Source organism: Rhizobium sp. BK529, assembly GCF_014194105.1.
GTDB lineage: Bacteria > Pseudomonadota > Alphaproteobacteria > Rhizobiales > Rhizobiaceae > Rhizobium.
Genome location: NZ_JACIAU010000001.1, coordinates 154673 through 178311 on the forward strand (window position 1 = coordinate 154673; position 23639 = coordinate 178311).

At 58.1% G+C, this 23639-nt stretch carries 24 protein-coding genes; 15 read left to right on the plus strand and 9 right to left on the minus strand.

Annotated elements, in window-relative coordinates; translation table 11 throughout:
- Nucleotides 1-31 precede the first annotated feature (31 nt).
- Complete coding sequence (locus FHX08_RS00720; protein ID WP_184326770.1) at nt 32-424, plus strand: hypothetical protein; 393 nt, start codon at nt 32-34, stop codon at nt 422-424.
- Nucleotides 425-431: 7 nt separating this feature from the next.
- Nucleotides 432-1256 (plus strand): TrmH family RNA methyltransferase, encoded by an 825-nt coding sequence (locus FHX08_RS00725; RefSeq protein WP_132653375.1) that lies wholly within the window; start codon nt 432-434, stop codon nt 1254-1256.
- Nucleotides 1257-1262: 6 nt separating this feature from the next.
- Here the strand turns inward: FHX08_RS00725 and FHX08_RS00730 are convergent, their stop codons facing one another.
- Nucleotides 1263-2423, minus strand: a complete 1161-nt coding sequence (locus tag FHX08_RS00730; protein ID WP_184326771.1) for a hypothetical protein — start codon at nt 2421-2423, stop codon at nt 1263-1265.
- Nucleotides 2424-2552: 129 nt separating this feature from the next.
- The gene (locus FHX08_RS00735) at nt 2553-3140 is read right to left on the minus strand and encodes a DUF1134 domain-containing protein (protein WP_132653377.1); all 588 of its coding nucleotides are present in this window, start codon (nt 3138-3140) and stop codon (nt 2553-2555) included.
- A gap of 181 nt (nt 3141-3321) precedes the next feature.
- Between FHX08_RS00735 and chpT the strand changes: the two genes are divergently transcribed.
- Together chpT and FHX08_RS00745 are read left to right on the plus strand one after the other, a co-directional pair.
- Nucleotides 3322-3969, plus strand: a complete 648-nt coding sequence (chpT, locus tag FHX08_RS00740; protein ID WP_132653378.1) for a histidine phosphotransferase ChpT — start codon at nt 3322-3324, stop codon at nt 3967-3969.
- A 112-nt stretch (nt 3970-4081) separates the two neighbouring features.
- Nucleotides 4082-4444: a response regulator gene (locus FHX08_RS00745; RefSeq protein WP_132653379.1), complete on the plus strand. Its 363-nt coding sequence runs from the start codon at nt 4082-4084 to the stop codon at nt 4442-4444.
- 125 nt (nt 4445-4569) lie between these two features.
- Here the strand turns inward: FHX08_RS00745 and ctrA are convergent, their stop codons facing one another.
- The gene (gene ctrA, locus FHX08_RS00750) at nt 4570-5271 is read right to left on the minus strand and encodes a response regulator transcription factor CtrA (RefSeq protein ID WP_112562832.1); all 702 of its coding nucleotides are present in this window, start codon (nt 5269-5271) and stop codon (nt 4570-4572) included.
- A gap of 436 nt (nt 5272-5707) precedes the next feature.
- Here ctrA and FHX08_RS00755 point away from each other — a divergent pair, with 436 nt between their 5' ends.
- Nucleotides 5708-6058: a flagellar export protein FliJ gene (locus tag FHX08_RS00755; RefSeq protein WP_132653380.1), complete on the plus strand. Its 351-nt coding sequence runs from the start codon at nt 5708-5710 to the stop codon at nt 6056-6058.
- A gap of 118 nt (nt 6059-6176) precedes the next feature.
- Here the strand turns inward: FHX08_RS00755 and FHX08_RS00760 are convergent, their stop codons facing one another.
- Nucleotides 6177-6455, minus strand: coding sequence for a GNAT family N-acetyltransferase (locus tag FHX08_RS00760; RefSeq protein ID WP_132653381.1), 279 nt, complete (start codon nt 6453-6455; stop codon nt 6177-6179).
- Nucleotides 6456-6507: 52 nt separating this feature from the next.
- On the opposite strand from FHX08_RS00760, the gene FHX08_RS00765 reads away from it, so the two are divergent.
- Nucleotides 6508-7020 carry a paraquat-inducible protein A gene (locus FHX08_RS00765; RefSeq protein ID WP_184326772.1) on the plus strand — a complete coding sequence of 171 codons (513 nt, stop codon included), beginning with the start codon at nt 6508-6510 and terminating at the stop codon, nt 7018-7020.
- Between the two features lie 20 nt (nt 7021-7040).
- Here FHX08_RS00765 and FHX08_RS00770 read toward each other — a convergent pair whose 3' ends face one another.
- Nucleotides 7041-7316: a DUF1153 domain-containing protein gene (locus FHX08_RS00770; RefSeq protein WP_007533628.1), complete on the minus strand. Its 276-nt coding sequence runs from the start codon at nt 7314-7316 to the stop codon at nt 7041-7043.
- A gap of 400 nt (nt 7317-7716) precedes the next feature.
- Between FHX08_RS00770 and FHX08_RS00775 the strand changes: the two genes are divergently transcribed.
- Nucleotides 7717-8463 carry a LuxR C-terminal-related transcriptional regulator gene (locus tag FHX08_RS00775; protein ID WP_132653383.1) on the plus strand — a complete coding sequence of 249 codons (747 nt, stop codon included), beginning with the start codon at nt 7717-7719 and terminating at the stop codon, nt 8461-8463.
- A 29-nt stretch (nt 8464-8492) separates the two neighbouring features.
- Here the strand turns inward: FHX08_RS00775 and FHX08_RS00780 are convergent, their stop codons facing one another.
- Both FHX08_RS00780 and cysQ read right to left on the minus strand, forming a co-directional pair.
- Entirely contained in the window at nt 8493-9209 is a 717-nt protein-coding gene (locus FHX08_RS00780) for a sugar transferase (protein WP_409527400.1), read from the minus strand.
- A gap of 659 nt (nt 9210-9868) precedes the next feature.
- A complete protein-coding gene (gene cysQ / locus FHX08_RS00785) occupies nt 9869-10666 on the minus strand; it encodes a 3'(2'),5'-bisphosphate nucleotidase CysQ (protein WP_132653384.1) in 798 nt (265 codons plus the stop codon).
- A gap of 502 nt (nt 10667-11168) precedes the next feature.
- On the opposite strand from cysQ, the gene FHX08_RS00790 reads away from it, so the two are divergent.
- The 7 genes from FHX08_RS00790 to FHX08_RS00820 all read left to right on the plus strand — a co-directional run bounded on the left by FHX08_RS00790 (nt 11169) and on the right by FHX08_RS00820 (nt 17802).
- The gene (locus FHX08_RS00790) at nt 11169-12071 is read left to right on the plus strand and encodes a branched-chain amino acid ABC transporter permease (RefSeq protein ID WP_132653385.1); all 903 of its coding nucleotides are present in this window, start codon (nt 11169-11171) and stop codon (nt 12069-12071) included.
- A 3-nt stretch (nt 12072-12074) separates the two neighbouring features.
- Nucleotides 12075-13472, plus strand: a complete 1398-nt coding sequence (gene livM, locus FHX08_RS00795) for a high-affinity branched-chain amino acid ABC transporter permease LivM (protein ID WP_132653386.1) — start codon at nt 12075-12077, stop codon at nt 13470-13472.
- The gene (locus FHX08_RS00800) at nt 13472-14338 is read left to right on the plus strand and encodes an ABC transporter ATP-binding protein (RefSeq protein ID WP_132653387.1); all 867 of its coding nucleotides are present in this window, start codon (nt 13472-13474) and stop codon (nt 14336-14338) included. Before livM ends, FHX08_RS00800 begins: the two co-directional genes overlap by 1 nt.
- Nucleotides 14338-15069 (plus strand): ABC transporter ATP-binding protein, encoded by a 732-nt coding sequence (locus tag FHX08_RS00805; protein ID WP_132653388.1) that lies wholly within the window; start codon nt 14338-14340, stop codon nt 15067-15069. Before FHX08_RS00800 ends, FHX08_RS00805 begins: the two co-directional genes overlap by 1 nt.
- A 25-nt stretch (nt 15070-15094) precedes the next feature.
- The gene (locus FHX08_RS00810) at nt 15095-15448 is read left to right on the plus strand and encodes a DUF6867 family protein (protein WP_132653389.1); all 354 of its coding nucleotides are present in this window, start codon (nt 15095-15097) and stop codon (nt 15446-15448) included.
- A gap of 120 nt (nt 15449-15568) precedes the next feature.
- A complete protein-coding gene (locus FHX08_RS00815) occupies nt 15569-16690 on the plus strand; it encodes a branched-chain amino acid ABC transporter substrate-binding protein (protein ID WP_132653390.1) in 1122 nt (373 codons plus the stop codon).
- 143 nt (nt 16691-16833) lie between these two features.
- Nucleotides 16834-17802 carry a 2-hydroxyacid dehydrogenase gene (locus tag FHX08_RS00820; protein WP_132653391.1) on the plus strand — a complete coding sequence of 323 codons (969 nt, stop codon included), beginning with the start codon at nt 16834-16836 and terminating at the stop codon, nt 17800-17802.
- A gap of 15 nt (nt 17803-17817) precedes the next feature.
- Here the strand turns inward: FHX08_RS00820 and FHX08_RS00825 are convergent, their stop codons facing one another.
- Together FHX08_RS00825 and FHX08_RS00830 are read right to left on the minus strand one after the other, a co-directional pair.
- Complete coding sequence (locus tag FHX08_RS00825; protein ID WP_132653392.1) at nt 17818-18729, minus strand: response regulator transcription factor; 912 nt, start codon at nt 18727-18729, stop codon at nt 17818-17820.
- Entirely contained in the window at nt 18722-22105 is a 3384-nt protein-coding gene (locus FHX08_RS00830; RefSeq protein WP_132653393.1) for an ATP-binding protein, read from the minus strand. The genes FHX08_RS00825 and FHX08_RS00830 overlap by 8 nt, the downstream gene beginning before the upstream one ends.
- 219 nt (nt 22106-22324) lie before the next feature.
- Here FHX08_RS00830 and urtA point away from each other — a divergent pair, with 219 nt between their 5' ends.
- On the plus strand, nt 22325-23617 hold the full coding sequence (gene urtA, locus FHX08_RS00835; RefSeq protein ID WP_184326773.1) for an urea ABC transporter substrate-binding protein: 1293 nt from the start codon (nt 22325-22327) through the stop codon (nt 23615-23617).
- Nucleotides 23618-23639 lie beyond the last annotated feature (22 nt).

Sequence of the window (23639 nt, forward strand, 5' to 3'; positions counted from 1 at the left end):
TCCGACGTATTTTTAGAATGGAACGCCATAGATGACGAAATTCGAGCTGGCCGATGACGAGCTGGAAGAAAAGCCCCTCGACCCGGCTATGGAAAATGTCCGGCGCAAAATGATCCGCCTGCAGATCGTCTCGGGCGCCATCATGTTCGTGAGCCTTATGGCGGTCTTCGGCGCGGTTGTCTACAAGGTGACGCGCCCCGAGCCTTCGCAGGCCACAACATCAGCTGGTTCTTTCGGCGTTCCCTCTGACGCGCCGGTGAGCTCGACGGCATCGCTGCCGCTCGGCTTCAAGATCGAGCAGACGTCGCTTTCGGGCGGGCAAATCCTGTTTTACGGCACAGCTGTGGACGGCAAGCGCAAGGCGCTGGTTCTCGACATCAAGGCCAGCCGTATCGTGGCCGACATCACGCTGTCGGGAAATTGAGGCCGACATGGCCGGACAGATCCTGACGATCGAACGTGCCGACGATCCACGGATTGCCGAGTTTCGGGATATTCGCGAGCGTGATCTGACGGGCCGGCAAAACCGCTTTATTGCCGAAGGCACGGTCGTATTGCGCATGCTTGCCGAAGCGCATGCAGCGGGCAGGGGATTTTCTGCCCAGAAGATCCTGCTGCTTCGCAATCGGCTGGGCGGCGTAACCGAAATCCTCAGCCGCTTTCCCGAAGACGTGCCCGTCTATGTGGCCGACGCAGATGTTCTTGATGGTATCGTCGGCTTCAATATGCATCGCGGCGTGCTGGCGCTCGGCCGGAGAGAGCAAGTGGCGGAAGCCGCGCTTCTCGACGCATTGCCCGAGCAGGCGCTGGTCCTCGTCGGCTGCGGCATTTCCAATCACGACAATGCCGGGTCGATGTTTCGCAATGCCGCGGCGTTCAAGGCGGATGCCATCCTCCTCGACGAGACCTGCTGTGACCCGCTCTATCGCAAGGCGCTGCGCGTTTCCGTCGGCTCTGTCTTGAGCATGCCGTATCACCGCGGCGGCGACGCACTCGCTCTTCTCCTGAGCCTTGCCGAGCGCGGTTTTACGATCTGGACGCTTTCACCACGTGGCGAGACGGATATCCGGCAGATACCGGCTTCCGATCGCATGGCGCTCGTTGTCGGCACGGAGGGGGAGGGCCTGCCAGAGAAGGTGCTTTCCCGTTTCCGCAGTGCGCGCATTCCGCAATCTGAAGGGCTCGACAGTCTCAACGTGGCGACGGCTACGGGAATTGCGCTCTTTGTGATATCTTCGACGATGACCCGAATCTGAGCAAGTTCAGCGCTGCGGATCGGCAATAATAGCCGCTGCGCGGTCGGCGAGATTTACGCGGTCGTTCGATCCCGTTTTCGGCTTATCGGGCATCAGGGATAGGATGGGAGAGGAGGGGCCTTCCTTGAGCGCGGTGAGCGCCACCACACTCGCGGCAATCGAGGTAATTTCCTCGCGAAGGGCGCTGTCACGACCGGTATTGTTTCTTGCCTTTTGCAAATGCTCGGCAAGTGCTGCGCTGCGCCTGCGCACGTTGTCGCCCATTTGCGCGGTGACGGCTGCGACATCGAGTGCAGAAGGCTCGGGTTCGCCGTCAGCGACTTCGGCCGGCAGATCGCCAACTGCTTTGGAAAGGCCGGCATCGCGCAATATTTTGGCGGCCTTGCGGATTTCGGCATTGGCCGCCTTCAACTGCTCCTTCAGCTTGGTGATCTCCTGTTGGCGGCGGCCGAGCAGCGCTTCCTTGTCTGCGGCAGAGGCGGCCTCACGGGCAGCCTTGTCTTCCAGGCGGATGACCATGTGCTGTTGTTGGCTGAGCTTCTGCTCGGCCTCTTTGGCGCGCTTCTGCAGGATCGTGAAGTCCTGGCGCATCCGATCACGTTCTTCTCGCATCGCATTCGTGCGGAACTTGAGGCTCTCGGCTTCGGTATCGCGCGCGGCCAGGTCGATCTTCAGATTATCAGTCTGTTCCTGCAGCTTGGAAAGTCGGGCGCGCAGCGTTTCCAGTTCGCTGTCCTTGTTGGAATTGGCCTGTTCGGCAATATGCAGGCTTGTCTTCAACTGGCTGATATAGTTCTCGTCCTTGCGCAAGTGCGAGCGCTGTTCGGCGGCTTCCACCTGCATTTCGCCGATCTGCGCGCGCGCCTCGTTGAGTTCCGAGGCAAGCCTGCCGGCATCGACAGCGAGTGAATCATGGCGAAGTTGGAGAGAAAGCGATTTTTCGCGTTCGCGGTGCAGATCCTGCGCGGTGCGGGCGTTTTCGGCAGCGTAAAGCGCGCGCACCATGTCCTTCTGCGCCCGTACTTCCTGTGGACTCAGGGGCATCGTCGCCTTGAGGCGGTTTTCGGTATACCAGACAATTCGGCGGTGGACGGCAGGCGAGACCAAAAAGACGAGAAAGGCCGCGGTCAGGAAGCCCAATCCGAACAAAAGAGCGTATTCGATCACGGCGCGGCCATCGATTCGAAGGTTGATACGGGTCAGCTCAGATGATTAAGCACGCAGTGCGCATATCGGCAAGGCTGCAGACACCGGCAAGACCACATTCCCTATGACAATACCGCAGGTTTGCGCTTTTCAGAAGGGATTCCAGGTCGGGTTCGGAGTGACCTTCAAATATCCGACATTGATACCGAGGCGGGCGCCGACGCCGGTGCGGATCGGCACGACCAGAACATTGTTGTTCTTAAGAAGCGTCATGCCGAAGCCGGCTATGACATAGGCCGAGCCGCTGACGCCACCGAAGCGCGCGTAGATGGAGTCGATTGATGGCAGGTCGTAGACCAGCATCATGACGCGGGAGCCCTGGCCACCGTAATCAAGACCGAGAGACGGACCTTGCCAGTAAAGCGGATGCTCGCCGGCATTCTTGGTATTGAGCTGACCTTCGCCGTAGGTGAGACCGGCGATGAAGGCGCCGCCGCCCTCTTGGCCGAGAATATAGCCGTTCGGCAGGCCGTATTTCTGGAAGGCATTTTCGACAACCTTGGCCAGACCGCCGCTTGTGGAGCCGAAGAAGGAGTGGCCGGCATCGACGATCTCCTGCATCGTGTACTGGCCATTCTCCTGAGCCGCAGCCTGCTCTGTCAGAACAAGCGACGATACTGTAAGCACCGTCAGCAGCCTGCAGAAGCCGATGAATCTTCCGAGAATTTGGAGCCGCATGATGTCATCCATTCGTCATTGTCGGGGACAGTGGCATTTGATGCATTTTGCGCCGATCGTCTTAACAATCGGTTTACCAAATATGGTGTCATTATGGCGGCGAGTACGGTCGCAAACTTCGCGCAATTTTGATCAAGCACACTACCGGGTGGAATGACACTGCCGCCCTCAGGAGACGATGATGTCCAAGAACCCGAATCTCACTTTGTCCGGCCCGGACCTCGCTGCGCTCCTGTGCAGCCGCGTATGCCATGACGTGATCTCGCCCGTTGGCGCGATCAACAACGGTCTGGAGCTTTTAGACGAAGGCGGGGCAGATTCGGACGCGATGGATCTCATCCGCACCAGCGCGCTCAATGCTTCAGTCCGTCTCAAATTCGCACGCCTTGCCTTCGGTGCGTCCGGCTCCGTCGGCGCTTCGATCGATACGGGTGAGGCAGAGCGCGCAGCCAAGGATTTTGCCGCGGCGGAGAAGAAGACCGAAGTGAGCTGGAACGGCCCGCGCGCGATTGTCGCCAAGAACAGAGTCAAGCTGCTCCTCAACCTCTTCCTAGTCGCCTATTCTTCCATTCCGCGCGGCGGCAATCTGGAGATCACGCTGGAAAATCCGGAATTCGACGCCACCTTCAAGCTCGTTGCCAAGGGCAAGCTGATGCGCATGCCGCCGAAATTCGTCGAGATCGCCACGGGCACCGTCGAGGAAGCGATCGACGCGCATTCGATCCAGCCTTATTACACTGTGCTGTTGGCTGAGGAATGCAGCATGGTTCTGGATCACGCGGTCAGTGCCGAAGAGATCGTCTTTACCGCCAGGACCGCTGCAGCCTAGTTCATCGATCGCTGGTCGAAGCGGGTACGGTAACGATTCGTTAGCCTGATGAACCTATCTTCGAAGGTTAGGAAGGCCTCGACGGAGACAGCGCGAGGGGTAAGGAACCGTCATGCAGAGATTCATGATCACCGACAGTTCGGACATCGTTCGCAAAGTCGGCAAGCGAATCCTTTCCGAACTCGATTTTCTGGTCAGCGAAGCTTCGAATGCCGAAGAGGCGCTGCAGCGCTGCCAAGCCGAGCTTCCCGAATATCTCATCGTCGATTCGGGCATGGAAGGCGCGCTCGATCTCATTGCAAGCATTCGCGCCATGGACGGCGGCAAAGAGGTGAAAATCTATTATTGCGTCATCGAGGCCGACCTGAAGAAGCTCATGGCCGGCAAACGGGCAGGGGCGACCGATTTCCTGCTCAAGCCTTTTGACCGCAAGATCCTGACCGCCGTGTTCGGAAATCGTGCAATCGCGGCTTAATCAGCGCGCACGTCGTTAACAAGAGCCGCCCGAAAGTGCGGCTTTTCCATTTCAGGACATTGATGACCAATAAAAAATCCCGCCAGATGAGGCGGGATTTTCATTCGATAAAGGGATTCGGCGGATCAGGCGGTTTCGGCGTATTCGGCACCATCGGGCTCGCGCAGCACATAGCCGCGGCCCCAGACAGTTTCGATGTAATTGGCGCCGCCTGCAGCATTTGCGAGCTTCTTGCGCAGCTTGCAGATGAAGACGTCGATGATCTTCAGTTCCGGCTCGTCCATACCGCCATAGAGGTGGTTCAGGAACATTTCCTTGGTGAGCGTGGTGCCCTTGCGGAGCGAAAGAAGCTCCAGCATCTGGTATTCCTTACCCGTCAGGTGAACGCGCTGGCCGCCGACTTCGACGGTCTTGGCGTCGAGGTTGACGATGAGTTCGCCCGTGACGATGACCGACTGGGCATGGCCCTTGGAGCGGCGAACGATTGCGTGGATACGGGCGACCAGCTCGTCCTTGTGGAACGGCTTGGTCATGTAATCGTCGGCGCCGAAACCGAGACCGCGAACCTTGTCTTCGATGCCGGCCATGCCCGAAAGGATCAGGATCGGCGTCTTGACCTTCGACAGGCGGAGAGTGCGAAGCACTTCATATCCGGACATGTCGGGAAGGTTCAGATCGAGAAGGATGATGTCATAATCATACAACTTGCCCAGATCCACGCCTTCTTCGCCGAGATCTGTCGTATAAACATTGAAACTCTCAGATTTGAGCATCAGTTCGATGCTCTGCGCTGTAGCGCTGTCATCCTCGATGAGAAGTACCCGCATAATTATCCCCTTTACCGCCGCCGAAAGGTGGCATGGCCCCCTACGCGATACCGAATAAGCTACGTGATTTGGAAGCTGCCACGAAATGGTTAACAAATTCTAATTCACTCTGGCAAGGAGTATCGAATTTATTAAATAATTTTTCCATTTCTCTGTTTTCCAATGGAAATCTCATAACGCAGTTCTCAACTTCGACATTAAGAAATCGCGCTAAGTGATTCATCCGACTCGCTAATGAAAAGGTTCGGCTTTCCTGTCCTGGTGTTTACCGAGCCTTAAATCATCGGGCCTATCATTAACGATGCCCGTAAACGAAAGGTTACCAGCGGTAGGTTTTTGTTAATATCGCAGGAATTTTTTCGGCAAACCGTGTCAAAGCGGCGCGCAAGGGCGGTTTCAAGTTGAGCCGGGGTCTCGCATCACGGGAGTAATGCGTATGAAGTCGCGAGAGAGCCTCGTTCGTCTGAAAGAGTTTCAGGTGAACGAAAAACGTCGTCAGCTGCAGCAGTTGCAGATGATGATGTCCGAATTTGAACGGATGACGAAGGATCTGGAAAGCCAGATCGTCGTCGAAGAAAAGAAGTCCGGTATTTCCGACCCGAATCACTTCGCATATCCGACCTTTGCAAAGGCCGCACGTCAGCGCGCCGACAATCTTCAGGTTTCGATCAAGGAACTGAAGGTTCAGGAGGAGGCACTGGAACTGGTGCTCGAGGAAATGCAGGCGGAATATGCCAGGGCAACGGCGCTCGAAGAGCGCGACGGCGCAGTTCGCGCCCGGGCCTGACGAATATTGCAGGCGCCGGTCCCGGCGCCTTGGGGGGTAAGCACAGAAGCCATGCATGACGGATACTGCGCCCGTCATGCATGGCTTTTGGTGTTTCTATCCTATGGCAGATGCGTTCTCAACTGACCACGTCGTTCCATTCAGGGTGACGCTGGGCCTGTGATTTGAAGAAGGGACAGAGCGGGATAATCTTCCAGCCACCCTTTCGGGCTGCCTCGACCGCATGAAGTGCCAGTGCCTGGCCGACACCCTTGCCGCGCAAAGCGTCCGGCACGCCGGTATGATCGATGATTATGAGTTTCGGCGATGTGCGGGAATAGGTCATTTCCGCATCATGACCTTCCACAGTCGCGACGTAGCGACCGCCCGACGTGTTTTCCTCAATCCTGATATCCATTTCTGTCTCCTGATGAATTATGTGATCGGGAACGTGACATGGCGATCTCGGCATGCCAAGCCGGCGGCAGGAAACAGTGTGTTCAAAGGGGGGCGGAAAATTGAACAGGCTTTCGGTAGTCCGGCCCGTATTGCTGGTTGCAGCACCGTTTCTTCTGGCGCTTGGCCTTGTCCTGCCGCTTGTCCGCTTCGAGAAGCTCTGGTTCTTCGATGAGACGCCGTCGCTGCTGGAAATCGTGGCTTCACTCTGGAGTGGTGGTGATGTGGCGCTCGCAGCACTCGTTGCGTTCGTCTCGATCGTGCTGCCGGTTCTGAAGATGATCGGGATTGCTGCGGAATCCATGGCTGCCGGCGGCGCCGGCAGCCTGTTTTATCGCAACGTCGTGCCGCATCTGTCCAAGTGGTCCATGATGGACGTGCTGCTCGTTGCGATCGTGATTGCGGCTGCGAAGACGACGGGGCTTGCGAATGCGTTTACGCAGCCCGGTCTCTGGTGTTACGCGGCCTCGGCAATGATTTCGGGCCTTCTTCATTCCCTCGACGGAAATGTGCCCGGCCCGAAATAATCAACTCGAATGGAACGTAATCAGTGGCGATACTGCTGGATGCGTGTGGTACGCAGGCCGGCGAGGCCATGGCTGTTGATGGAGGACTGCCAGGAAAGGAATTCTTCGACAGTGAGCGTGTAACGCTCGCAGGCTTCTTCCAAGCTCAACAGGCCACCGCGAACAGCCGCGACAACCTCTGCCTTCCGGCGGATAACCCAGCGCCGCGTATTTGGCGGCGGAAGATCCGCAATCGTCAGGGGGCTGCCATCGGGGCCGATGACATATTTTACTCGGGGACGTATCATTTCGGTCATTGGACTCTCTACACAACGCAAGACCACGGACGCCACTCTAACTTGCCACATTTAAAAATTGCCTAAACCCATCGTAAGACTTTGATAATAATTTTAGACGCTGGGTTGCAGGGTGATTTGCTGGCCGTCTGCCGCTACGTCAATTTGAGGCGGCTGCATGGGAGCCATGCGGAATAAATGTTACATATTTTTCTCGGACGCTTTTATAAGCGCTGCAACATAAGCATGAGCGCAAAGACTTCGTCTCCGTTCTCCTCGTAGTATCAATAAAGATTGCCATTTTGAATGCTTCGTATCTTTCTGATGCGGGGCAAATGCCGTCTTTCCTGATCGTCCGGCGCGTTTAATCCGCAGTCGGTTGCGAGCCGAGCCGAAGCCAGGTCCGTGAAGGAACAAGAGAATGAAGAGACGTGAACGCGCCGTCCGCGACTGCGCCGATGATACTGCATTTTCGCCTTTCGGAGCCCGTCCTGCGGGCATTTCGGCCATCAACGGTGCAAGCCGCCTGGACGAGCTGACGAAGGCTGCCGGGTTCGAATTCTACCTGTTTTCCGTGTTCCCGCGCGGGGACCGGACGGCCTTTCTCGAAAACAAGCTGATCAGCAACTGGCCGCAGAGCCTCGTCAATTTTTACGAGGAGGCGGACCTCTTCCATTGCAGCAAGCTGGTCGCTGTCATGAAGCGCACCATCATGCCTGTCTTCTGCGACGAAGGGCCTTTTGGGGGCAATGCAGCAAATCAGGAAAACCGTCGCTTGAACACGATGTTTCAGATGCACGGGCTGAAACATACCTTCGGATTCGCGTTGCACGATGCTGACCTGAAACAATACATATTCGCTTTTTCGGGCGCGCGCGCCATGCCTTCCCGCGAAGAAGCGACGGCGCTGCTTTTTGGCTGTATGGAACTTCTGGACTCGCTCTCGAGCGACGAGAAGCCGAAAGATCGGCCATCGGAGAGTCTCACCCCGCGGGAAATCGAATGCCTGCGCTGGTCGGCTGCTGGCAAAAGCAGCGACGAGATTGCGATCATTCTCGATCTCTCATCGCATACTGTGGTGGGATATCTGAAGAGTGCTATGCGTAAGCTGGATTCGGTCAACCGCATGCAGGCCGTGGCTCGAGCCTTCCGGTATCGGCTGCTGTAGCAGCCGATACGCTTTCTTTTCCAATCGGATCAGAAGCCTTTGCCGCCGTTCAGCTCGGAAATCAGCGTTCCGAAGATGATGCGAATGTCCATCAGCAGCGAGAAATTCTCGACATAGTAGAGATCGCTGGCGATACGGGCGCGCGCCTTGGCGGGGCGGTCCGTCGGGCCACGAAGGCCGCGCATCTGCGCCAGACCGGTGATACCCGGACGCATGGCGTGGCGATGATGGTATTGCGGAACCAGCTCTTCGTACAGCATACCGCCGGCACGCATGCCGATTGCATGGCAGCGCGGCCCGACAACCGACATGTCACCCTTCAGAACGTTGAGCAATTGTGGCAGTTCGTCAATGTTCGAGCGACGCAGGAAAGCGCCGACACGGGTGACGCGCGGATCGTTCTTGACGGTTTGGGCAACGCCAGTGACGTCTTGCATATCCGTGCGCATGGAGCGGAACTTGTAGACCTTGATGGCGCGGCAATTCTTGCCCCACCGGGTCTGCTTGAAAAGCACCGGGCCGGGGCTGTCCACCTTAATCAGGGCGGCGACGACCAAAAGAAGCGGAGCGAGCACGATGAGTGCGCTGATCGACGCAAAAATATCGAATGCTCGCTTCAGCGCGAACTGCACGGAGGCAGGTGGCGGAACGATGGTGTCGAGTGCGGCAACTGGGAACCTCGCATTTACCTGGCGAACAGGCGCAACGCGAAAGCTCTCTTCAGAAATACTTTTGTTAAGGTCCATGACGCTCAAGGATCTACCCTTTGTATTTTGAAGCTTTCGGTGATGTCGTTCAATGGCTTGGTAGCGCCAGAATAAGGCGCCACAATGTTAGGCGACGTTTAACCCTACTACATCCTAAATTTGCGACATTTGTTTAACCGAGTCCAGAGAAATTTCGCATCGCAACAAATTTCGCACCTGCGTTAAGTTAATGCAAAATCAGGGGTTTTATTTTTCAACCAGCGTTTTATTAGGAATTTTAGGAGCTTGGCAGATTCGGGACGATAAACGGAGGGTTGTGGTGGTTGCGGTCTACACCGTGCCGAAACGGGCCATCCGCTGCAAGATCAGCGCGATCCCGGTCCTGTCGCGATCGAATTCAGGTTGTATTGTCCCATAACGAGAATGGCCGACAGAGGGCAGGGCGAGACCGCCTGAGCTGCGGCTAAGCTGCCATAATTATAGAAGTGTCTTCCTGCCGTGTTGCCGAAATAACATGGCGAAACCGACGGTAATTGTGGCTAGATTGTGTCCTCAACTGGGTAAAGCCGAGGAGCAATTGCCACCTCCGAATCAACAACGATGGAGGTGGCGAATCGCCCGTCCCTGGCAGCCATAGAGGCACAACTTTCCGGCAGCGGTATCGCTCCGGCCGAAGGACGCATGCCGAACTTCGTGGGCTATGCCCGCTCAAGTGAAGGCCTGATGCTGCCCCAGGAGACGAAGTTCGGGTTTGCGAAGTCGACATCACCAGCCACGCCGGTTTTGCCGTAAATGAGCGGCTGGCCGTCCATCGTGACGGTCGATCCACCGGCTGCGCGCAAAACGGCGTCACCGGCGGCCGTATCCCACTCCATGGTTCGGGTGAAGCGCGGGTAGACATCCGCCTTGCCTTCGGCCAGCAGGCAGAATTTCAGGGACGAGCCCATATTGGTGCATTTTGAGATCGCATGGCGCGCGAGAAAGAGACCAGTCTCGGGGCTGTCGTGGCGAAAGCTTGCGAGCGCAACACTCTCGGTCGGCTGCTTGCGGACTCTGATCGGTTTTCTCTCGACGACTGCGAAATTCTCGTTGATCATCAGTTTCTCCGCGCTTCCGCGTTCGCCGGAAAAAGCCGTACAGAGCGCCGGGGCATAGACGATTCCGGCAATGGGGATACCGTTTTCCACATAAGCGATATTGACGGTGAACTCATTGCGCTTGTCGAGGAATTCACGGGTGCCGTCGAGCGGATCGACGAGGAAGAAGGACTTTCCGGCGATATCAGGAATCTTGCCGGCGGCCACGGATTCCTCGGCAATAACCGGAATATCAGGGAAGTCGCGCTCCAGATAGGCGAGTATTATGCGCTCGGCCTCCTGATCAGCGATCGTGACCGGGCTTGCATCAGCCTTCATTTCTACCGGACAACCGTTGCAGAAGACCTTTATGATGGCCTTGCCGGCTTCGAGCGCTGCCCGTTCAAATGTCTTCAGCATTTTCCTGCCGTTCGTCTGCGAATTCGCCCGTGATCGTCATTTGATATAGTGTTGGAAGAGTGCCGCCGCATCCCTTGCCGCGCTGGATAAATACTATCAATCTTATGCGCGTCCACAAAGTACGTTATGAGCATTTGCCTGTGAAATGGCGTTCCGCAAATAATGAGATCTTCGAGTTTGAAATTTCGTTATCTTCCTTACTTGTGGAACAGTTTACGCGCAAAGTGACGGTTCCAGTCCCATTTGAGGGCTAGAAGATCAATTACCGAATCTCGTTCTGGCTAAAAAAATGCCAGCCAGTGCCGTTTTTGTGTGGATTTTGGTCTGAATTGCGCCATTTACAGCTGTTTGCCCAAGATTCTGGCGAAGTAACCCCTTTTTGTCTTCACATTTTCGACGAAACCGCTATGCAATGCGAGCCAGTGGCTCATGTGAAAGCATGAGCGATAAAACCAATAAGAGATGCAACTTAAATTTGGTTCGCATCCAGGGGAAATGACATATGGAGTATTTCGTCCAGCAGCTCTTCAACGGGCTGACTCTCGGATCCATCTATGGTCTTGTGGCTATTGGCTATACGATGGTTTACGGCATTATCGGCATGATCAACTTCGCCCATGGCGACATTTTCATGCTTGGTGGTTTCGCTGCTCTTATCGTCTTTCTCGTTCTCACATCCATCTTTGCAGGTCTTCCGGTAGCGGTGTTGCTGCTGGCGATGCTTGTGATCGCGATGCTGATGACGAGTTTGTGGAATTGGACGATCGAGCGCGTCGCCTACCGCCCGCTGCGCGGTTCATTCCGCCTGGCGCCGCTGATTACCGCGATCGGCATGTCTATTACGCTGTCGAACTTCATCCAGGTCACGCAGGGCCCGCGCAACAAGCCTATCCCGCCGCTCGTCGGCACGGTTTATAATATTGGCGGCCTGTCGATCTCGCTGAAGCAGATCATCATCATCGTCGTCACCGTCGTCCTGCTTGCGGCTTTCTGGTTCATCGTCAACAAGACGGCTCTCGGGCGCGCCCAGCGCGCGACGGAACAGGACCGCAAGATGGCGGCTCTGCTCGGCGTCAATGTCGACCAGACGATCTCCATCACTTTCATCATGGGTGCGGCACTCGCTGCCGTCGCCGGGACCATGTACCTGATGTACTATGGTGTTGCTTCCTTCACGGACGGCTTCATTCCGGGGGTCAAGGCTTTTACCGCGGCCGTTCTCGGGGGCATCGGTTCATTGCCCGGCGCCGTTCTCGGCGGGCTGATGATTGGTCTGATCGAATCTCTTTGGTCGGCCTATTTCACTATTGCGTACAAGGATGTCGCCACCTTCGCCATCCTCGCTTTCGTGCTGATCTTCAAGCCGACAGGTATTCTCGGGCGACCGGAAGTCGAGAAGGTATAAGTCATGGCAAACATCGACACTTCCTCTGGCAAGCTCGACGCCGCGCTTGTCCAGAAGGGGCTTAAGGAAGCCTTCTTTACCGGCCTCATCGCGCTCGGCATGTTCGTTCTCTACGTCGGCCTCGGCACGCAGCAGAACATCAACAACGAGCTGATCATCGTTCAGCGCTGGGGTCTGCTTGCAGTTTTCGTGCTGATCGCTGCCATCGGCCGATTCATCATGGTCGTTTTCGTCAGGCCGCATCTTGATCAGCGCAAGCTCTCGAAGGCTCGTCACGGCGAACTCGAGATTTCGACGGAAAAGGGCTTCTTGCGGACCCATTTCCTGAAGATCGCCCTCGCATTCCTTCTGGTCTATCCGCTTGCGACGGCCTATTTCCTTGGCCCACAGGGTGCGCTGAAATGGGTGGACAATTTCGGCATCCAGATCCTGATTTACGTCATGCTCGCATGGGGCCTGAACATCGTCGTGGGTCTCGCCGGCCTGCTCGACCTCGGCTATGTCGCCTTCTATGCGGTCGGCGCCTATTCATACGCGCTGTTGTCGGCCCATTTCGGCCTGTCCTTCTGGGTGCTGCTGCCGCTCGCCGGCATCTTCGCAGCTCTCTGGGGTGTCATCCTCGGCTTTCCGGTGCTGCGCCTGCGCGGCGACTATCTGGCGATCGTGACGCTTGCCTTCGGTGAAATCATCCGTCTCGTCATCGTCAACTGGACTGAGGTAACCAAGGGCACCTTCGGCATCTCCGGCATCGCCAAGGCTTCGATCTTCGGCATCTGGACTTTTGATGTCGGCAAGGCGAACAATTTCACCAAGGCCTTCGGCCTGCCGTCGTCATCGGCCTATTACAAGATCTTCCTGTTCTACGTTATTCTGGCGCTCTGCATGCTGACCGCCTATGTGACGATCCGGCTGCGCCGCATGCCGATCGGCCGTGCGTGGGAAGCGCTTCGCGAAGATGAAATCGCTTGCCGTTCGCTTGGCATCAATACGGTGACGACGAAGCTGACGGCTTTCGCCACTGGCGCGATGTTCGGCGGCTTCGCCGGCTCCTTCTTCGCTGCCCGCCAGGGCTTCGTGTCGCCGGAGTCCTTCGTGTTCCTGGAATCGGCGGTCATTCTCGCCATCGTCGTTCTCGGCGGCATGGGCTCGCTGACAGGTATAGCGATCGCCGCCGTCGTCATGGTCGGCGGTACGGAAGTGCTACGTGAAATGGACTTCCTCAAGGTCGTCTTCGGACCGGAGTTCACGCCTGAACTCTACCGTATGCTGCTCTTCGGCCTCGCCATGGTCGTCGTCATGTTGTTCAAGCCGCGCGGTTTTGTCGGCTCGCGTGAACCGACTGCCTTCCTCAAAGAGCGCAAGGCCGTATCCGGAAGCTTTACCAAGGAGGGCCATGGTTGATGAGCCCTGTAGAGAACACGATGTCGAATGACACTTTGCTCAAGGTCGAGCACCTGTCGATGAAGTTCGGCGGCCTGATGGCCATCAATGACTTCTCCTTCGAGGCCAAGCGTGGCGAAATCACCGCGCTGATCGGTCCGAACGGCGCAGGCAAAACGACTGTCTTCAACTGCATTACCGGCTTCTACAAGCCGACGATGGGTATGATCACGCTGACGCAGAACAGCGGTAAGCAATACCTGCTCGAGCGCCTGCCGGACTTCCGCATCACCAAGGAAGCAAAGGTCGCACGTACTTTCCAGAACATCCGCCTGTTTTCGGGCCTCACTGTTCTGGAAAACCTGCTCGTCGCACAGCACAACAAGCTGATGAGGGCTTCGGGTTTCACCGTGCTTGGTCTGCTTGGGATCGGTCCCTACAAGCGGGAAGCTGCCGCTGCCATCGAGCTTGCGCGCCATTGGCTTGAGAAGGCAGACCTGATCGACCGCGCCGACGATCCGGCCGGCGATCTGCCGTATGGCGCTCAACGCCGCCTGGAAATTGCCCGTGCCATGTGTACCGGTCCGGAGCTGCTTTGCCTCGACGAGCCAGCGGCAGGCCTCAATCCGCGTGAATCGGCAGCGCTCAACGCGCTGCTGAAGGGTATCCGCACCGAAACCGGTACCTCTATCCTGCTCATTGAACACGACATGTCGGTGGTCATGGAAATCTCCGACCACGTCATTGTTCTGGAATATGGCCAGAAGATTTCCGACGGCACGCCCGACGATGTGAGGAACGACCCGAGGGTTATTGCGGCCTATCTGGGTGTCGAGGATGAAGAAGTCGAAGAGGTCATTGCGACCGTAGAAGGGGGCGCAATCTGATGGCGGCCGGCGAACAGCTTCTCAGGGTTCAGGGCGTCGAAACCTATTACGGCAACATCCGCGCCCTTGCCGGGATCGATGTCGAAGTGAAAAAGGGCGAGATCGTCAGCCTCATCGGCGCCAACGGCGCCGGCAAGTCCACGCTGATGATGACGATCTGTGGCAGCCCGCAGGCCCGCACCGGCTCGATCATCTTCGACGGCCAGGACATTACCAAGCTGCCGACGCATGAGATTGCGCGGCTGCGTATTGCACAATCGCCGGAAGGTCGCCGCATCTTCCCGCGCATGACCGTGCTGGAAAACCTCCAGATGGGAGCCGGCCTCGACAACCTCAAATATTTCAATGAGGACGTGGAGAAGATCTTCGTGATGTTCCCGCGCCTCAAGGAGCGCCAGTCGCAGCGCGGCGGCACCCTTTCGGGCGGTGAGCAGCAGATGCTGTCGATCGGTCGCGCGCTGATGGCACGTCCAAAGCTCCTTCTGCTCGACGAGCCTTCGCTCGGCCTCGCGCCGCTGATCGTCAAGGGCATTTTCGAAGCGATCAAACAGCTGAACGAGAAGGAGGGGCTAACCGTCTTCTTGGTGGAGCAGAATGCATTCGCAGCGCTCAAACTGTCGCACCGGGCCTATGTGCTCGTCAACGGCAAGGTGACGATGAGCGGCAGTGGCAAGGAATTGCTTGCCAATCCGGAAGTTCGCGCCGCCTATCTCGAAGGCGGACGGCATTGAGCGCCGCGGAAGGGAGAGTTTGACTATGCAGGGACTTTTCTTCGAAAGCGATAACGGCGTAAAGCTCGTCATCCGTGCGTTTGTGGTGCTGATCGGTTTCTGGACGGCGTGGCGCGCTGGCAGGGCGGTTGCGGACGGTTGGAACACCTACCCGCTGGTCGTCGTCTACACTTTCCTGCTCGCCTGGGCGATGCAATTTCTGCACCATGCGCTGTTCAATGGACCAATGCTCAGCGCCTTCTTCTACATCATCGATTTCGTAACTTTGCTGATCTTCTCGACGGCCGGGTTCCGCTATCGCCGCACCCAACAAATGGTCAACAACTATTACTGGCTGTACGAAAAAACTTCCGCGTTTTCGTGGAAGGAGAAACATTGACAGCCCGTTGAAACTAGGCATGAATTGCCTTCAGAGTGGAACAGCTTTCCCGGCGTAGTCAATGGTGGGTAGTGCGCCGGGTCGTGGAACAAAACCCGCCCAAAAATTGGGAGTAACAATATGAAGAAGTCTCTCTTGTCAGCGGTGGCACTGACGGCGATCGTCGCGTTCGGCGGCATTGCACGAGCTGACATCGTGATCGGCGTTGGCGGCCCGCTGACGGGTCCAAACGCTGCATTCGGCGCCCAGCTTCAGAAGGGTGCGGAGCAGGCAGCCGCCGACATCAACGCTGCTGGCGGCATCAACGGCGAGAAGATCAAGATCGAGCTCGGCGACGACGTTTCCGACCCGAAGCAGGGTATCTCCGTCGCCAACAAGTTCGTTGCTGACGGCGTGAAGTTCGTTATCGGCCACTTCAACTCGGGCGTTTCGATCCCGGCTTCCGAAGTTTACGCCGAGAACGGCATTCTCGAGATCACCCCGGCTGCTACGAACCCGGTTTTCACTGAGCGTGGGCTGTGGAACACCTTCCGCACTTGCGGCCGTGACGACCAGCAGGGTGCGATCGCCGGCAAATATCTGGCCGATCACTTCAAGGACGCCAAGATCGCCGTCATTCACGACAAGACCCCCTATGGCCAGGGCCTCGCTGACGAAACCAAGAAGGCTCTGAATGCCGCTGGCGTCACCGAAGTCATGTACGAAGGCGTCAACGTCGGCGACAAGGACTTCTCGGCTCTCATCGCAAAGATGAAGGAAGCCGGCGTTTCGATCATCTATTGGGGTGGCCTGCACACCGAAGCCGGTCTCATCATCCGTCAGTCGGCCGACCAGGGCCTGAAGGCAGCGCTCGTTTCGGGTGACGGTATCGTCTCGAACGAACTCGCTTCCATCGCGGGTGACGCCGTCGCCGGCACGCTGAACACCTTCGGCCCGGATCCGACGCTGAACCCGGCCAACAAGGACCTCGTCGCGAAGTTCAAGGCTGCCGGCTTCAATCCGGAAGCTTACACGCTCTATTCCTACGCTGCTCTGCAGACAATCGCTGCTGCTGCCAAGGCTGCCGGTTCCACGGACGCTGAAGCCGTCGCCGCTGCGATGAAGGAAAAGGGTCCGTTCCCGACCGTTCTCGGCAACATTTCCTTCGACGAAAAGGGCGACCCGAAGCTTCCGGGCTACGTCATGTACGAATGGAAGAAGGGCGAAGACGGCAAGTACAGCTACTTCCCGAAGGCCGATTAATTTCGGCCTCTGGCAGATATGCCTTTTATGGAAGCCCGGTCATCGACCGGGCTTCTTTCGTTTCGCGCTTGTGGCATTCAAAGATCATTCCATTCCCGGCTCGTATGTCCTAAGCAGAGGCAAAGGACGGAGGAACCAGATTCATGCCAAGACCCCGCATTCTCGTCACCCGGCGTTGGCCCGCCGCCGTCGAAGCTGTGCTCACCGAGCGCTTCGAGGCGACGCTCAGCAAGGATGATATCCCCCTCGGTGAAAACGAACTGCGCCAGGCGCTGGCGGAATACGATGCGGTTCTGCCGACGGTTTCCGACAAGCTGCCGGCTGCGGTCTTTGCGGGTGATGTCCGCACGAAAATCCTCGGCAATTTCGGGGTCGGCTTCAATCATATCGATATCGCGACCGCCAAAGCGAAAGGCATCACGGTCACGAATACGCCGGGTGTGCTCACCGATTGCACCGCCGATATTGCCATGTTGCTCCTGCTGTCAGTTGCGCGTCGTGGTGGGGAGGGTGAGCGGCAGCTGCGGGCGGGAGAATGGAAGGGCTGGTGCCCGACTCATATGATCGGCACGAAGGTTACCGGCAAGACCGTCGGCATCATCGGTTTCGGGCGGATCGGCAAGGCTTTTGCGCAACGCTGCCATTTCGGCTTCGGCATGGATGTCGTGTTCTACAATCGCTCACAGGTCGATCCGGCGGAATCCGCACGCTATGGCGCGCGTCAGCTTGCTTCGGTGGAGGACGTGCTTGAGACTTCCGATTTCGTCTCCCTGCATTGCCCTGGCGGGGCAGAGAATCGGCACTTGATGAACGCGGCGCGGTTTGCAGCGATGAAGTCAGGCGCCTTCCTCATCAATACGGCGCGTGGCGACGTGGTCGATGAGGCGGCGCTGATTGCGGCGCTCGCGAACGGCACCATCCGTGGCGCAGGGCTCGATGTCTATGAGGCAGAGCCGCATGTGCCCGAAGCGTTGCGCCGGATGGAGAATGTCATTTTGTTGCCGCATCTCGGCAGTGCCACCGAGGAGACGCGCACGGCGATGGGAATGAAGGTCGTGGACAATCTGACGGCGTTTTTCGAGGGGCGGGACGTTCCGGACAGAGTCGTTTAAGGCCGCTCGCTATCGTCACATCTCGTGTAGTACATGCGCCGCCTTCACGGCGGCGGATGCCCTGTTTTCCACGCCAAGCTTCACGTAGATCTGCTCCAGGTGCTTGTTCACCGTGCGAGCGGAAAGGCCGAGAATTTCACCGATATCGCGGTTGGCCTTGCCCTTGGCGATCCACATCAGCACCTCGGATTCGCGTTGCGTCAACGCGAAATGCTGGCGCAGCACTTCGTCGTCGCTGCGCTGGTTGGCGGCGGTCAGGCGGAATAGATATTCGTCCGGGCCAATGGCGCCGAGGAAGGCTAGCTGCAGGGCTGCCTGGCCGGCATGAGCGATCGAAATCAGGGCATCGCGGGCGGCAGCGGCGCGCTCCGTCATCCAGTTGCCGATCGTGCGGGAAATGACGTCCATGCCGTCGTCGCTGCCCATGGCGGCATTGACGAGGCGGGTTGCCTGCGGTGTGGACCAATGGATCGCGCCATTACCCTTGACCGCCAGCAGATGCCGGCCGGCGGCATCGAGCGCCACGCGTGCGCTCTGCGCCGAGCGGGCATTGCGCAGGTGAACGCGGATGCGGGCGCGCAACTCGTCGATGTTGATCGGCTTCGACAGATAGTCGACACCGCCGGATTCCAGCGCGTGGACAACATGTTCGGTTTCGGTGAGCCCGGTCATGAAGATGACGGGCACTTGCGCGACGGCCGCATTGGCCTTCAGTCTGCGGCAGGTTTCGAAACCGTCCATCGACGGCATGACGGCATCGAGCAGGATGAGATCGGGCGTGATGCGCTCTACGATATTGAGCGCGGCCGAGCCCGATGTGGCGATCAGCACGGAAAAGCCGGATTGTTCCAGCGCATCTGTCAGGAAGCCGAGCGCCTCGGGCGAATCGTCGACCAGGAGAACGATGTCGCGGGGGAGCTCAGCCAACGGTTTCACCTTTTTCTTCGAATTTGTGCAGGAAATCCATGAAGCCGGCGAGATTGAAGGCGGCGACATAGGATCGGAGTTCCTCGGTGAATGGCTGATTTGCCTCCACTTTGGCAAGGTCGGCGAGTTTGGCTTCTATGCCCCTGATGTAGCCGATCTCTCCGAGGCGCAGCAGCTCCTGCACATGCGCGGTTCCGGGGCCTGTAAGCGGCATGGCTGCGGTTGCCGGCGCCGGGATCTGGTCGTCGGCATAGAGCCATTTCAATCCAAGTTGCAGCGCGAGCTTGTCGCGCAGCTGCCTGATATCGACAGGCTTGCCGATAGCGTCGTTGTGGCTGTCGTCGCTGTCGCTGTGGGCGGCGGCGTCGCCGATATTGGCTGACAGCATCACGATTGGCGCTGTGCATCCCGCCTCGCGCAGCCGGGAGACCAGCTGCCAGCCATTCATGCCGGGCATGGAGATATCGACGAGGAAGAGATCCGGCTCGATGCCTTCGATCAGCGTCAGGCAGTCAGGTCCGCTTGCTGCTGTCAGCACGATGAAATCGAGAGGCGCTAATATCTCGCGCATCATCTCGCGATGGTCCTCATTGTCATCAACGACGACAATGGTCCGGCGCGGGCCGTCATAGCTGATGATCTTTTTCTCCTGCGGCGGAGCTGCAGGGCGAAGCACCGCCGACAGCATGAGCCGGATGCGGAAGGTTGACCCCCTGTCTTTTTCGCTTGCGACGGAGATTTCGCCGCCGAGCGTGTTGGTGAGCAGCCGGGTGATGGTGAGACCGAGGCCGAGGCCGGGCATCGGCCGCACGGTTTCGGCTTCACCGCGCTGGAAGGGTTCGTAGATGCGCGTCAGATCTTTCTCCGCAATGCCGCGTCCCGTGTCGGAGACGGTGAAGGTTGCAACCTGGCTGCGGTAGCCGACATCGAAGGTGACGCTGCCTTCGTCGGTAAACTTGATCGCATTGGAAAGCAGATTGACGAGGATTTGTCTCAGTCGCTTCTCGTCGGTACGCACAAATTGCGGCAGAGCCTGAGAACGTTCGTGGATGAAGGACAGGCCCTTTGCCTGCGCCTGCGGACGGAACATATCGACGATCTGGTCGAGGAAATCCTGAATATTGATTTCGTTCGAATAGACCTGCAGGCGGCCGGCTTCGATCTTCGAGATATCGAGCAGGCCGTCGATCAGGCCGGAGAGATGTTCGGCGCTGCGGCGAATGACCTTGATGGAGGACTGACGCGGCGGGGGGATCGTCTCGTCGCGCTCAAGGATCTGCGCATAGCCGAGAACGGCATTGAGAGGCGTGCGCAATTCGTGGCTCAGTCCGACGACATAACGGCTCTTGGCGCGGTTGGCGGCTTCGGCGGTTTCCTTGGCGGTCTGCAGGGCGGCGTCGGTCTTCTTGTGGGCTGCGATTTCCTTGAGGAGCAGCGTGTTCTGGCGGGAAGATTCCTCCTCGGCGACGACACGGCTGTCATGGGCGAGCACATAAAACCAGCAGGCAATGCCGGCGATGACCGAGAAGACGAAGAAGACGATCAGGATGGTGCGATTGACGACTTCGGCCGTCTCCGGCGAGGCCGAGCCGACCTGATGGGCGATCATGGCAAGGATTGCACCGACGGCCGTCAATGCCAGCGCCACAGCGATGCCGTAACGGCCGAGGCGGGTGGTCAGCTTCTGGACGATAGTTTCCGGCAACAGAGTCTTGGCGACAGCGCCGACCTGCGCATTGAAGCGGGCATTCGGCTTGCACATGTCGTGGCAGCGGCTGTCGAGAGAGCAGCAGAGCGAGCAGATCGGTGCGGCATAGGCAGGGCACCAGGCCATGTCTTCGGGCTCGAATGGATGTTCGCAGACGGAGCAGGTGATGGTGGTCAGGTTCTTCCAGGCATGGCGCGGCTTGCGGGCGAGATAGAACTTACCCTTCGTTATCAAGGCGATGGCGGGCGAGGCGATCAGTGCAATCACCAGCGTGATGTAGGGGGCAAGTGAGGCGGCGAGCGAGCCGAAGATGCCGAAATGGGCGATCAACGCAATGCCGGCCGACAGTGTCATGGCGCCGAGGCCGACCGGATTGATATCGTAAAGATGGGCGCGTTTGAATTCTATGCCGGGAGGAGCTAGGCCGAGCGGCTTGTTGATGAAGAGGTCGGCCGAGATGGTGCAGAGCCACGCCATGGCGATGATCGAGAAGATGCCGAGCGTTTCCTCGAGCAGCCGGTAGATGCCGAGCTCCATCAGGAGCAGCGCGATCGCCACGTTGAAGACAAGCCAGATGACGCGGCCGGGATGGCTGTGGGTCAGGCGAGAGAAGAAGTTCGACCAGGCAAGCGACCCGGCATAGGCATTCATGACGTTGATCTTCAACTGCGAGACCACCACGAAGGCGGCCATCAGCAGCAGGGCGGCATTGTGCCAGGGAATCATGTAGCCGAAGGCGGTCAGATACATCTGCGCTGGGTCGGCGGCGCGGTCGACAGGCACGCCCGAGGTGAAGGTCAGCACCACGAGGAAGGAACCGGCGAGCAGCTTCGGCGCGCCGATGACGACCCAGCCGGGGCCGGCGAGGAAGACGGCAAGGCGGTGACGCCACTTGCGCTGTGGATCAGGCGGCAGGAAGCGCAGGAAGTCCGCCTGTTCGCCGATCTGCGACATCAGCGCCAGAATGACGGCCGAGGCCGCGCCGAATTCCACGAGGCTGAAATCGGCGACTGTGCCGGGCGGGCCGGAGGCATGGCGTATGCCGGCAAAGGCGCGCCAGACATCGAATTGCTGCCAGTCCATCAGCGCGATAAAGATGAAGGGCAGAATGTTGAGGACGATCCAGAAAGGCTGGGTCATCAGCTGGAACTTGCTGATCAACCGCACGCCATGGGTGACGAGCGGGATCACCATGACGGCACTGATGATGTAGCCGATCCACAAGGGTATGCCGAGCGTCAGCTCCAGCGCGCCCGACATGATCGAGGCCTCGATTGCGAACAGCATGAAGGTGAAGCTCGCATAGATCAGCGAGGTGATGGTCGAGCCGATATAACCGAAGCTCGCGCCGCGCGTCAGAAGGTCGATATCGACGCCGTGACGGATGGCATAGCGGCTGATCGGCAGACCAATCGCCAGCATGGCGATGGAGGCGACGACGATGGCGAAAAAGGCATTGGTCGTGCCGTAGGACAATGTGATCGCGCCGCCGATCGCCTCCAACGCCAGAAAGGAGATGGCGCCGATCGCGGTCTGCGAGATCCGCTGGGAGGAGAAGCGTCGGGCGCTCTTGGCGGTGAAACGCAGTGCGTAGTCTTCAAGCGTCTGGTTGGCGACCCAGCGATTATATTCGCGTCGCACTGGAATGATGCGTTGGCGCGCTGCCATACGGTTCCTTCAGGCCTTTTGTTCCCCTCATGACGCTTTCGTAACACGGATCATCCCGGGGCTTAAGAGTGCGGTGCTGCGCAAACCTGCACATTTAGCCCCGTCGGCTACGTCAATCGACGTATACGGTTTTGCGATGCAGCACCCGATAGTTCTTTAAGCAACAGTTAATCACCGTTTCCGGCCTGTTGCGGAACAAGAAGAGGGGAGTTCAACCAGATGAATCTCAGATCCACACTTACGGGCGCGGCGCTCGGCGCGGTCATGGCCGCATCGGCCGCCTTACACGGCGCGGTTGCTGCCGACGACACGATCAAAGTCGGCGTTTTGCACTCGCTTTCCGGCACGATGGCGATTTCCGAAACGACGCTGAAAGACGCCATGCTGATGCTCATCGACGAGCAGAACAAGAAGGGTGGCCTTCTCGGCAAGAAGCTTGAAGCCGTCGTCGTCGACCCGGCGTCCGACTGGCCGCTCTTTGCCGAAAAGGCGCGTGAGCTGATCGAGAAGGACAAGGTTGCGGCCGTCTTCGGTTGCTGGACCTCCTCTTCGCGCAAGTCCGTCCTGCCTGTATTCGAAGAGCTGAACTCGCTGCTCTTCTACCCGGTCCAGTATGAGGGTGAAGAATCCTCGCGCAACATCTTCTACACGGGTGCTGCTCCGAATCAGCAGGCGATCCCGGCCGTCGACTACCTGATGAACACCGAAGGCGTGAAGCGCTTCGTGCTCGAAGGCACCGACTACGTCTATCCGCGCACGACCAACAAGATCTTGGAAGCCTATCTCGAATCCAAGGGTATTCCGAAGGAAGACATCCTGATCAACTACACGCCGTTCGGCTTCTCCGACTGGCAGACGGAAGTTTCCAAGATCAAGGAATTCGGTTCGGCCGGCAAGAAGACCGCTGTCGTCTCCACCATCAACGGTGATGCCAACGTTCCTTTCTACAAGGAACTCGGCAACCAGGGCGTCAAGGCAACCGATATTCCTGTTGTCGCCTTCTCGGTCGGCGAAGAAGAGCTTGCCGGTCTCGACACCAAGCCGCTCGTCGGCCACCTGGCAGCCTGGAACTACTTCGAATCGGTCGATACGCCGATCAACAAGAAGTTCATCAAGGAATGGCACGCCTTCACCAAGAACGACAAGCGCGTGACCAACGACCCGATGGAAGCCGCCTATATCGGCTTCAACGCCTGGGTTAAGGCCGTCCAGGCCGCCGGTACCACCGATACCGACGCGGTTCTCGACCACATTATTGGCGTCTCCGTCCCGAACCTCTCCGGCGGTACCGCAACTGTCATGCCGAACCACCACATCACCAAGCCGGTGCTGATCGGTGAAATCCAGGCCAACGGCCAGTTCGAAATCGTCCAGCAGACCCCCGAGGTTGTCGGCGACGAATGGTCCGACTTCCTGCCGGACTCCAAGGACCTGATTTCCGATTGGCGCAAGCCGATGAACTGCGGCAACTTCAACGTTGCCACCGGCAAATGCGGCGGCAAGGGTTCCTGAGTTAGCCCGTCCGGCATGAGCC

Bases quoted from the DNA above. Each gene is read 5' to 3' on its own strand.
- FHX08_RS00720 (WP_184326770.1), top strand. From the start codon at position 32: ATGACGAAATTCGAGCTGGCCGATGACGAGCTGGAAGAAAAGCCCCTC.
- FHX08_RS00725 (WP_132653375.1), top strand. From the start codon at position 432: ATGGCCGGACAGATCCTGACGATCGAACGTGCCGACGATCCACGGATT.
- FHX08_RS00735 (WP_132653377.1), bottom strand. From the start codon at position 3,140: ATGCGGCTCCAAATTCTCGGAAGATTCATCGGCTTCTGCAGGCTGCTG.
- chpT (WP_132653378.1), top strand. From the start codon at position 3,322: ATGTCCAAGAACCCGAATCTCACTTTGTCCGGCCCGGACCTCGCTGCG.
- FHX08_RS00745 (WP_132653379.1), top strand. From the start codon at position 4,082: ATGCAGAGATTCATGATCACCGACAGTTCGGACATCGTTCGCAAAGTC.
- ctrA (WP_112562832.1), bottom strand. From the start codon at position 5,271: ATGCGGGTACTTCTCATCGAGGATGACAGCGCTACAGCGCAGAGCATC.
- FHX08_RS00755 (WP_132653380.1), top strand. From the start codon at position 5,708: ATGAAGTCGCGAGAGAGCCTCGTTCGTCTGAAAGAGTTTCAGGTGAAC.
- FHX08_RS00760 (WP_132653381.1), bottom strand. From the start codon at position 6,455: ATGGATATCAGGATTGAGGAAAACACGTCGGGCGGTCGCTACGTCGCG.
- FHX08_RS00765 (WP_184326772.1), top strand. From the start codon at position 6,508: ATGCCAAGCCGGCGGCAGGAAACAGTGTGTTCAAAGGGGGGCGGAAAA.
- FHX08_RS00770 (WP_007533628.1), bottom strand. From the start codon at position 7,316: ATGACCGAAATGATACGTCCCCGAGTAAAATATGTCATCGGCCCCGAT.
- FHX08_RS00775 (WP_132653383.1), top strand. From the start codon at position 7,717: ATGAAGAGACGTGAACGCGCCGTCCGCGACTGCGCCGATGATACTGCA.
- FHX08_RS00780 (WP_409527400.1), bottom strand. From the start codon at position 9,209: ATGGACCTTAACAAAAGTATTTCTGAAGAGAGCTTTCGCGTTGCGCCT.
- cysQ (WP_132653384.1), bottom strand. From the start codon at position 10,666: ATGCTGAAGACATTTGAACGGGCAGCGCTCGAAGCCGGCAAGGCCATC.
- FHX08_RS00790 (WP_132653385.1), top strand. From the start codon at position 11,169: ATGGAGTATTTCGTCCAGCAGCTCTTCAACGGGCTGACTCTCGGATCC.
- livM (WP_132653386.1), top strand. From the start codon at position 12,075: ATGGCAAACATCGACACTTCCTCTGGCAAGCTCGACGCCGCGCTTGTC.
- FHX08_RS00800 (WP_132653387.1), top strand. From the start codon at position 13,472: ATGAGCCCTGTAGAGAACACGATGTCGAATGACACTTTGCTCAAGGTC.
- FHX08_RS00805 (WP_132653388.1), top strand. From the start codon at position 14,338: ATGGCGGCCGGCGAACAGCTTCTCAGGGTTCAGGGCGTCGAAACCTAT.
- FHX08_RS00810 (WP_132653389.1), top strand. From the start codon at position 15,095: ATGCAGGGACTTTTCTTCGAAAGCGATAACGGCGTAAAGCTCGTCATC.
- FHX08_RS00815 (WP_132653390.1), top strand. From the start codon at position 15,569: ATGAAGAAGTCTCTCTTGTCAGCGGTGGCACTGACGGCGATCGTCGCG.
- FHX08_RS00820 (WP_132653391.1), top strand. From the start codon at position 16,834: ATGCCAAGACCCCGCATTCTCGTCACCCGGCGTTGGCCCGCCGCCGTC.
- FHX08_RS00830 (WP_132653393.1), bottom strand. From the start codon at position 22,105: ATGGCAGCGCGCCAACGCATCATTCCAGTGCGACGCGAATATAATCGC.
- urtA (WP_184326773.1), top strand. From the start codon at position 22,325: ATGAATCTCAGATCCACACTTACGGGCGCGGCGCTCGGCGCGGTCATG.